Origin of the sequence: Paenibacillus sp. A3M_27_13, assembly GCF_024213315.1 — a bacterium.
Taxonomy (GTDB): Bacteria; Bacillota; Bacilli; order Paenibacillales; family Paenibacillaceae; genus Paenibacillus; species Paenibacillus polymyxa_B.
Map to the genome: position 1 here is coordinate 288,981 of NZ_JANAVE010000005.1, position 9,496 is coordinate 298,476.

Annotated in this window: 7 protein-coding genes; 5 read left to right on the top strand and 2 right to left on the bottom strand. The window is 46.7% G+C overall.

Annotated features, from left to right (window positions below; all coding sequences use genetic code 11):
• The first annotated feature begins 14 nt into the window (after positions 1-14).
• The 5 genes from NLX82_RS19295 (at position 15) to nirD (ending at position 6,701) form a co-directional block, all read left to right on the top strand.
• Positions 15-974 carry a DUF7916 family protein gene (locus NLX82_RS19295; RefSeq protein ID WP_081326412.1) on the top strand — a complete coding sequence of 320 codons (960 nt, stop codon included), beginning with the start codon at positions 15-17 and terminating at the stop codon, positions 972-974.
• Between the two features lie 141 nt (positions 975-1,115).
• A complete protein-coding gene (locus NLX82_RS19300; RefSeq protein ID WP_254348776.1) occupies positions 1,116-2,975 on the top strand; it encodes a beta-glucoside-specific PTS transporter subunit IIABC in 1,860 nt (619 codons plus the stop codon).
• Complete coding sequence (locus NLX82_RS19305; protein ID WP_023986897.1) at positions 2,972-3,643, top strand: DUF4867 family protein; 672 nt, start codon at positions 2,972-2,974, stop codon at positions 3,641-3,643. The genes NLX82_RS19300 and NLX82_RS19305 overlap by 4 nt, the downstream gene beginning before the upstream one ends.
• Before the next feature lie 259 nt (positions 3,644-3,902).
• The gene (gene nirB, locus NLX82_RS19310) at positions 3,903-6,332 is read left to right on the top strand and encodes a nitrite reductase large subunit NirB (RefSeq protein ID WP_023986898.1); all 2,430 of its coding nucleotides are present in this window, start codon (positions 3,903-3,905) and stop codon (positions 6,330-6,332) included.
• A 39-nt stretch (positions 6,333-6,371) separates the two neighbouring features.
• The gene (gene nirD, locus NLX82_RS19315) at positions 6,372-6,701 is read left to right on the top strand and encodes a nitrite reductase small subunit NirD (protein WP_023986899.1); all 330 of its coding nucleotides are present in this window, start codon (positions 6,372-6,374) and stop codon (positions 6,699-6,701) included.
• Positions 6,702-6,772: 71 nt separating this feature from the next.
• Here nirD and NLX82_RS19320 read toward each other — a convergent pair whose 3' ends face one another.
• Positions 6,773-8,140: an exosporium glycoprotein BclB-related protein gene (locus NLX82_RS19320; protein ID WP_254348777.1), complete on the bottom strand. Its 1,368-nt coding sequence runs from the start codon at positions 8,138-8,140 to the stop codon at positions 6,773-6,775.
• A gap of 235 nt (positions 8,141-8,375) precedes the next feature.
• Positions 8,376-9,496, bottom strand: a 1,121-nt coding sequence (locus NLX82_RS19325; RefSeq protein WP_254348778.1) for an S-layer homology domain-containing protein, incomplete at its 5' end; no start/stop codon positions are given.

The following is a 9,496-nucleotide window of genomic DNA, read 5'->3' on the forward strand; positions in this document are numbered from 1 at the left end:
TGGAGGAGATTACATTGGCAAAAAGATTAATCGCAAGCACGAAAACGGATATTTTGAAATTTAGCGCAGCAGATCTAAAAGAATCCATTCTGGCTTCTGAAGGGCGCGTCATTATGGGACAGCATCATGTGATGCTGAATTCCGGCCTGGTCGATGGCGTTACCAATGCGGAGATCCAAGCAGCTTACGGCGCAGATATGGTTATGCTGAATGGCTTTGATATGGTCAAAGAAGAATCCAATATCGGATTGCGTGAAATGAAGCATGGCAAGCTGGCTGATAAGCCGTATAGCCTGAAGCAAATCAAGGAATGGGCCGGTGTTCCGCTCGGTATTTATTTTGAGTGTCCAAGCCCGGATGCTCAGGTTGCGGGAGAACAATATGTGGAGGCCAAAGAAGGAAGAATCGCTTCCAGAGAGAACTTCCTGCGTGCCTTAGAGATTGGAGCTGACTTTATCGTATTGGGAGGAAATCCTTCCGCAGGTACAACCTTTGAACGGATCATTGAGGCTACCAAGCTGGCAAAAGAAACACTGGGAGACAAAATCCTGATCTGCGCCGGAAAATGGGAAGACGGAACCATTGAGAAAGTATTGGGGGATCCACTGAGCGAGAGACCTTCCAATGAAATTATTAAGGACTTGATCGATTCTGGTGCTGACGTTATTACGTTGCCTGCACCTGGCTCCAGACATGGTATTACAGTGGAGCACGTCAGACAATGTGTAGAATTTGTCCATTCATATAAACCCGGAACGCTTGCTCTTTCTTTCCTGAACAGCTCAGTTGAAGGGGCAGATGTTCAAACGATTGCCTGGATCGCACTCATGATGAAACAGACGGGCGCGGATATTCATGCCATTGGAGATGGTGGTTATGCAGGAACACCTCTTCCTGAGAACGTATACCAGCTTGCGCTGTCCATTAAAGGACGCAGACATACAATCAAGAGAATGGTAGGAAGAAGCCGGTAACGATTGACCCCGTGTAATTCAGAGACTCTATATTCTTTTCGTACTCCTTGGAGTGCGCGTAGAGTCTTTGAATTACCACCATCCATGTAAACGTTTACTTTTATAGAAAAATGCCAAATGAGGATTAAAGGAGCGAGCAGTATGTCCAATGAAAAACTGGCAAAAGACATTTTAGCGTCCGTTGGCGGAGAAGGAAATGTCTCTAGCTTGGTGCATTGTGCCACTCGGTTAAGATTTAAATTAAATAGCAGGGATCAGGCCGACAAGAACCAAACACAAAATATTCCCGGGGTTATTACAGTTGTTGAAAACGGTGGACAATATCAAGTGGTCATTGGAAATACGGTAGGGGACGTATATAAAGACATTTTAAAGATCAGTAGCCTTGGAGATGACGACAAATCGAATGCATCCGCTGCTCCTGAAGGCAACTGGTTCAACAAAACGGTGGATATTATTTCCGGTATTTTCACACCATTTTTGGGGGCGCTGGCAGCTTCCGGTATTTTGAAAGGGCTTTTATTAATGCTTGTCTCGTTAGGATGGCTCACCAAAACAGGTGGTGTCTATTCGATCTGGTTCGCTGCCGCAGATAGTATCTTTTATTTCCTGCCGCTAGCGATTGCAGTCACTTCTTCGAGAAAGTTTGGAGCGAATACGTTTGTAGCGCTTGCAGTAGCGGGAGCTCTGGTATACCCGAATATTATTACTTTGTATAACGATAAAGTGGATATTACGTTCTTCAATATTCCAGTTGTTCTTATGAGTTATACTTCTTCGGTTATTCCAGTGATTATCGCGATTTGGTTGCTATCGATTCTGGAGAAATTCCTGAATAGAGTAATTCATGATAGCGTGAAAAATTTTATAACGCCACTTATCTGTCTAATGGTCATTGTTCCCTTGACTCTGATCGCGGTTGGACCGATTGGAATATATGCCAGCTTGGGAATGGCTAAGGGCTACACCTTCTTATACAATTTGAATCCGATTGTAGCGGGAGTCATTGTAGGTGCCGGGTGGCAGATGTTAGTTGTTATGGGGCTGCACTGGGCGTTTATTCCTATCATGTACAATAACATTGCGGTATACGGTCATGATACTTTGAAACCATTATTTGCGCCTTCTAACTTTGCACAAGCAGGTGCGGCACTGGGTGTATTCCTTAAAACCAGAAATCCAAAAGTGAGAGCGATTGCCGGGCCTGCAGCGATAACAGGTTTGTTTGGCATCACGGAACCGATCATCTACGGGATTAGTATCCGCTACAAAAAACCGTTCGTATGGGCTATTATCGGGGGCGCTATCGCCGGGGCAATCACAGGTGCGGCGGGTTCCGTGGCGATTGCTCCAGGTATACCGGGCTTGGCATCCCTGCCGATATTCTTCGGCACAGGATTTGCCGGATTTGTAATTGCCATTATAGTAGCTTATATATTCACAGCCATTACTACGTATTTCTTTGGATTTAATGATTCCATGGAAACAGAAATGATTGCAGTCCATGAAGAGAAGAAAGAAGCTGAAACCCCAGCTCCTGCGCTAACGAACGAGAATATTTCCAGCCCGCTGACGGGTACTGTCAAACCGTTATCCGAGATATCTGATGAAGTGTTCTCTACTGGAGCCATGGGTAAAGGCGTTGCTATTGTGCCTGAGGATGGCAAACTGCTCTCTCCATTCAACGGAACTATAGCTAATGCCTTCCGTACAGGCCATGCGATTGGTATTGTATCGGATGGAGGAACGGAGATCTTGGTTCACATCGGTATGGACACCGTCAAGTTGAAAGGACAGCATTTTAAAACGCATATCTCAGAAGGGGATCGGGTTACCAAAGGTCAACTGCTGGTCGAGTTTGATATTGGAGCAATTAAAGCTCTGGGCTATGACATGACTACACCGATTATTGTGACGAATACAGCCGAATACTCTGACGTTAAGGTGCTGGGAAATAACCGAGTGTACACAGGAGATTCATTGCTGGAGGTCAAGCTATGAAGACTACGGAAAGACTAAATCAAATCAATGCACCTTTGGTTATTTATGAGGTAATGAGCGAAGCATTCCGCCCGTATGGAAGGCTGCTGCCTCATTTTAATACCACAGAGCTTATCAAGTATGCAAAAGAAACGACCAGCGTACCCGATCAGGGAAACCATTATGTACCTTCGGTCGCAGAACTCGAAGACTTCGGTGTAATTCACCGGATTCAAGATGAGGTGTACGGCCAACTTCCAATTCAGGCTGGTTTTTGCGCAGGTCAGAATACGGGTCTGACCGGGCTGGAATATCATCAGGGCAGCGAGGTGGTGATTGCCGCTACAGACTGTATTCATCTTGTCGGCAGAGTACAGGACATTGAGGACAATTCCTATGACAGTGCAAATGTTCAGGTGTTTTTTCAGCCTAAAAACACGGTTGTCGAGATATATTCAACGACACTTCATTATGCTCCCTGTAAAGTTGACAGTGAAGGATATTTGACGATTGTGATCCTTCCGGCAGGAACGAATATGCCACTTGAAGCGGGAGAAGGTAGCCGGGGGAACCTACTGCTGACTAAGAAAAATAAATTTCTTATGGTTCATAGTACACAGATGGAAAAAATCGCGGCTGGCGTCCATCCCGGGCTGCACGGGAAGTTGCTGAATATTTCTCCCATTTGAGTCAAAGTCCATCATTCATAAATTAAACTAAGGGACCAGCTAGCTGGTCCTTTTTTTTAACTCAATTTCAGCTGCTTACCTTTATCCCTTGAAGCAGAATAGGGAAATCCCTAAATATTTTTAATTTGAACTACATTGTGATTCTAATCACATATAGCTCTATCTGCTGCATTAAAATAGAAGCATAAGCAATATTCATAGGAACGTAGGAGATGTCGTCGGATAGGAAGCATCGTCGAATGAATGGAGGAACCGGTATATGATAAACAGTAAACAAAAACTTGTGGTTATAGGGAACGGGATGGCTGGTATCAATACGGTCGAACAAATTTTGAAATTAACGGATAAGTATGAAATTACGGTCCTGGGAAATGAGCCGCATCCGAACTATAACAGGATCATGCTCTCTTATGTGTTGGAAGGTAGTAAAACGATTGATGATATCATACTGAACGATTTGCAATGGTACGCGGATCAAGGGATTACTTTATATACAGGAAAAATGGTGAAAAGCATTGACGGTGAGAACAAGAAGATTCGCACCGAAGACGGACTGGAAATTGATTATGATGTAGCTTTGGTAGCTACTGGTTCACAATCATTTATTCTGCCTATTCCGGGTAAAGAATTACCGGGTGTCATCGGTTTCCGAGATATCGCCGATTGCTCGGCAATGCTTGAGGCAGCAAAGACCTTTAAAAAGGCAGCTGTCATTGGTGGAGGCCTATTGGGGCTGGAAGCAGCTAAAGGCTTGGTCAACCTGGGTATGGATGTTACGGTCGTTCATTTAATGGAGGATTTGATGGAACGCCAGCTGGACCGGGAAGCCTCTGCGATGCTGAAAACAGAACTAGAACGCCAGGGAATCAAGTTTGCTATGCAAATGCAAACTGCGGAGGTGTACGGTCAAGATCGGGTACAAGGACTGCGGTTTTCAGACGGAAGCGAGCTGGAAGCGGATTTGGTCGTTATGGCCGTCGGGATCAAACCTAATATTCAGGTGGCTGTGCAAAGTGGTATGGAAACGAACCGTGGTATTGTAGTCGATGATTTGATGAGAACCTCCGTGCCGGATGTATATGCTGTAGGGGAATGTGTTGAACACCGCGGAACCTGTTACGGCTTGGTAGCTCCGCTGTTTGAACAGGGGAGTGTAATTGCCAAACATTTGGCAGGTGCGGATACTGAAGGTTATATGGGATCGGTGGTTTCCACCAAGCTCAAAATTTCAGGAGTGGATGTTTTCTCAGCTGGCGAATTCATAACCCAGCCTGAACATACGGTGATTGTGGCAAAGGATGAGTGGAAGCGCACATACAAAAAAGTGCTGCTTCGTGAAAATAAGATTGTTGGAACTGTACTGTTTGGCGATGTGAGCGAATCTGCTAGCCTTCAAAAATATGTGCGTCAGCAAACGTTGATGACAGATGAGATATATGGACAGATCATGGGTACTGGATGCAGCAAGGACGGGGCGAAATCATTATCCGCTGAAACGATGGCTGATGATGAAATTGTCTGTGGCTGTAACGGTGTAACCAAAAAGACGATTGTGGATGCGATTAATGATAATGGACTGACCACAGTCGATGAAATTAAGGCATGTACCGGAGCAACGCGTTCCTGTGGAGGGTGTAAGCCGGTTGTAGAGCAAATTCTGCAGTACGTTCTTGGAGACAGCTTCAAGACGTCAGCCAAGCAAGGAATATGTGGCTGCACAACTTTGAGTCGGGACGAGATTGTGGAAGCGATCAAAACCAAAGGGCTGACAACAACGCGTGAAGTTATGAATGTACTGGGTTGGCATAATGATGAAGGATGCTCCAAATGTCGGCCAGCGCTGAATTACTATCTGGGAATGATTAACCCGGATACCTATGAAAATGAGGGAGATTCCCGTTTTGTAAATGAGCGATTGCACGCGAACATTCAAAAGGATGGAACGTTTACAGTTGTTCCTAGAATGTACGGTGGTGTAACGACCCCAGAAGATTTGAAGAAGATAGCAGATGTTTCTCTTAAATACAACGTTAAGGTCGTTAAAGTAACAGGAGGACAGCGGCTGGATTTGATCGGTGTCCGTAAAGAGGATCTGCCTAAAGTATGGGAAGAACTCGATATGCCGTCGGGATATGCCTACGCGAAGTCACTTCGTACAGTTAAAACCTGTGTTGGATCACAATTTTGCCGGTTTGGCACACAGGACTCGATGGGAATGGGAGAAGTGTTGGAACGGAAATTCGAACGACTGGATTTCCCGGCAAAATTCAAATTAGCGGTTAATGGATGTCCACGCAACTGTGCGGAATCATGTACCAAAGATATCGGAATCGTAGGTAATGATGGGGGCTGGGAGATCTTTATCGGTGGTAATGGCGGTATTAAAGCGCGGTTGGCTGATTCACTCTGTAAAGTAAAAACCGACGCCGAGTTGATTGATATTGTAGGAAGCGTAATGCAACTCTACCGGGAAACAGGACAATACCTGGAACGTACTTCGGAGTGGGTGGAACGGATCGGTCTGGAGGAGATTCAGAAGGCTGTCGTTCATGATACAGATCATCGACAAGCTTTAGTAGAACGCATCGAATTTGCATTACAACAGGTCGAAGACCCTTGGAAAAAGATCATCAATGATGAGGATTCACGCAAAAATTTATTCGAGGTTGTCACCCCGTCTATTGTGTAATTGTATCTAAAATGCCTGAGGAAGGGAGCGATCAAGCAAATGATCAAAAATGCCGAATGGCTTGTCGTCGGTCATAGTAAGGATTTTCCGATCAGAATAGGGCGTACCATCCATATCAAAGGTACTGAAATTGCTGTTTTCCGCACTTCGGAGAATGAGCTTTATGCCGTTGAAAATAGCAGTCCTCATCCCAAAGGAGGTCCTCTTACAGAGGCTATAGTATCTGGTCATTATATCTATGATCCTTTATATGACTGGAAAATTGATCTGCAGACGGGCATCGTTCAAGAGCCTGATCACGGACAAATTAAAACGTTCGCCGTTTGTGAAGAGGGAGAAGAAGTAAAAATATCGTTCGAAACGGTTTAGTTCGTCTGTTGGAATACAAATAAAAAGGGCTCGACAGGAACAATCCTGCTGGGCCCTTTTTTCTTTTTGGATCAGGTAATGGTGACGCCTGCACTTGCATAACCTACGATAGTGTTTACGAGGGAAATACCTGTAGCTGTGGCAGAGAAGACAAGGAGCAGACGAGTCTGTGCGGTTACGGGGATAGCCAAACCAGTAGTAATGCCGCTAGAGGTCGTTCCCAAAGCAACAATGCCATTCAGTGGAGGGGCCAATATAACGATAGCTCCCGGAACTGCTGTGAAAGTGTTATTAGGTGTTGGGGAACTAAACAGCTGGGCAGTAATTGTCGCAGTTGAACCCACGAGAGTTAATGCAGCTGTTGTACTGAAGTAACCAGCAATAGATGTAATTACGCCATCCCGTGGTACGGAAAAAGCAAAGTTAATCAGAGGTCCTACAAGTGTACCTGTCAGGTCTATGACCCCGCCTACGAGGCTAATACCTGTTGCTGAGCTCCCAAAGCCGATCAAACTTGTGGTTCCTACCACTCCGCCAAGAACAGTTGTCAGTATAGCAGGTCCTCCTGAAGCAAACGGGATGATGGCTCCCGAGCCGGTGGCTCCGGTAATCCCTGTAACGCCCGTAACACCCGTGGCTCCAGCAGGCCCTATGGCCCCGGCTGGCCCGACCAATCCATCCGCGCCCGTAGCGCCCGTGGCGCCTGTCACACCCCCGGCAGGGCCCGCAGCACCTGTAGCGCCGACAGGTCCGGCCGGGCCTTCCGGTCCAGCGGCCCCGATAGGCCCGGCGGCGCCAACAGGTCCAGCCGCTCCAATGGGCCCCGCAGGCCCCACGGGCCCGGCAGGGCCAACAGGTCCGGGTGCTCCGATAGGTCCAGCGGCGCCGATAGGTCCGGGAGGCCCTTGTGGCCCTGGTCCACCTGCGGGTCCAGGCGCACCGCCGGGTCCCACAGGTCCAGGAGGTCCTTGTGCACCGGACTCCCCTGACAAGTATGTTTCACCTAATACGTTGCTAACCGTCGTTCCAGCGATTCTGATCGCGCTGATTAAGCTGTCTTTAAGAGCAGGATCAAGGGATTCTTGTAAAACGATGGACAATAGGGCATCCAGCAATTGTTGCAGTGCAGTACCTACGCCGATCGGAGAGAAAGGTGTAGCTTCTAACGCAACAATAGCAAGCTCCAGCGCTGCCAGCAAGTCTGCCTTAACCCCGCCTCTAAGTCTTAAGCTTTTCGCCAGAGACAACAAACGTCTTAAAACCAGTTGCAAGGAAGATACATTAGCCGCAGAGGGGTTTGCGAATACGACGGGGATGATCGCGGTCAATTCATTAATCAGTCTGAGAAGAGCCTCGATACTTTTATTTACTCTTGTTGGTTTACAGTCTTCGTCTTTTTTTGAAGCACCACTGAACCTGAACGGTTTTTTATGTTTCATGCTCAAATATCTCCTCCTTATCATTCTTCCTACTGTAGAGGTGATAGGTGGTTCATCGCCCCGCTTCGCAGATATTCATAATATATTTACTGAAGCGAAAAGGGTGAATAAACAAGCAAAAATGATTGTTGGAGGCTTGTACATAAAATATACATAAAAAAATACGGCCCCCGAAAAGCTTGGAGGCCGCGTTGTATTTGCTTATACTCATCTGATGTATGAAGCTTGAAAAGTCTTATTTAAGAATACGTACCAGCAGTTCAGCCATCTCACCTCTGCTGATGGCTGCTTTTGGCTTGAGTGTTCCATCTGGATAACCGCTGATCCAACCGGAGGATACTGCATTTTGAAATGCTGCGGAGGCCCATGCTGAAATCTGCTGCTCATCCTTGTAGGATTGCAGTGCAGTAGTGCTGGAAATGGATATCTGATTCTGCATCGCGTGTGACAGGATCACCATCGCCTGCTCACGGGTAAGACTCTCATCAGGTCCGAAAGTTTGAGCGGTTAGCCCTTGAATCCATCCCTGACGATGAGCAGAATCCACGGCTGATCCAGCCCAGTGTCCCTGCATATCTGTAAATGAGGTAGAAGGGTTCTCATCTCCAGCAGTTCCCAATGCTCTGGTCAGTATGGCTACAAATTCTGCACGGCTTACAGCACGATCAGGGCGTATGTTGCCGTCTTTATAGCCTTGTATCCAGCCTTTGTCTGCAAGAGATTGCAGGGACTTCGCTGCCCAATGGCCTTGTACATCCGGCCATACCTGAGCTAGCTCTTGCGAATCTGACGAATTGATTTGGTCATTTTGCACACTGGCATTATTGGTTTGAGACTTTGCGTCTGTGGCGACGACAAAGGTACCTAACCCGGTCGTATTGACACTCACACCCGACAAAATCCCTTTTGAATCCATTACAGCAGTCCCTTTTAGAATCTCACGCTCGCCATTCTCATGAATAACAAGAATGGAGAACTGGGACTCTGCATTGTGTAACTCACCTAAGGATTCGTTATCCAGTGGTAGAATGATCGACGTGGTCCCTGTCACATTAGCTTTGATGTCTGTAACCGGACCCATCAGCGTCAGGCTGGATTGTTGCTCAGCCCAATCACGGATCTGCTGTGCACGTTGTACATCCACCTGCTGGAATGACAATGTAATATCTTGCTGGCCTGAGGCCATGCGGGTTAAGGTGTCACTGGATATCATCAGTGTACCATATCGGGATATTACCGATGCACCAATCTTATCCCATTTATTCAGTAAAGAATGAGCAAGGATAACACGACTCAGTTGCTTCTCCTGCTCCAAACGAATGTCTGCGTATGCTTTGCCTTCGCGAAGTGCTTGCT

Coding starts and splice junctions, on each gene's coding strand:
- nirD (WP_023986899.1), top strand. CDS start 6,372: ATGATCAAAAATGCCGAATGGCTTGTCGTCGGTCATAGTAAGGATTTT.
- NLX82_RS19305 (WP_023986897.1), top strand. CDS start 2,972: ATGAAGACTACGGAAAGACTAAATCAAATCAATGCACCTTTGGTTATT.
- nirB (WP_023986898.1), top strand. CDS start 3,903: ATGATAAACAGTAAACAAAAACTTGTGGTTATAGGGAACGGGATGGCT.
- NLX82_RS19300 (WP_254348776.1), top strand. CDS start 1,116: ATGTCCAATGAAAAACTGGCAAAAGACATTTTAGCGTCCGTTGGCGGA.
- NLX82_RS19320 (WP_254348777.1), bottom strand. CDS start 8,140: ATGAAACATAAAAAACCGTTCAGGTTCAGTGGTGCTTCAAAAAAAGAC.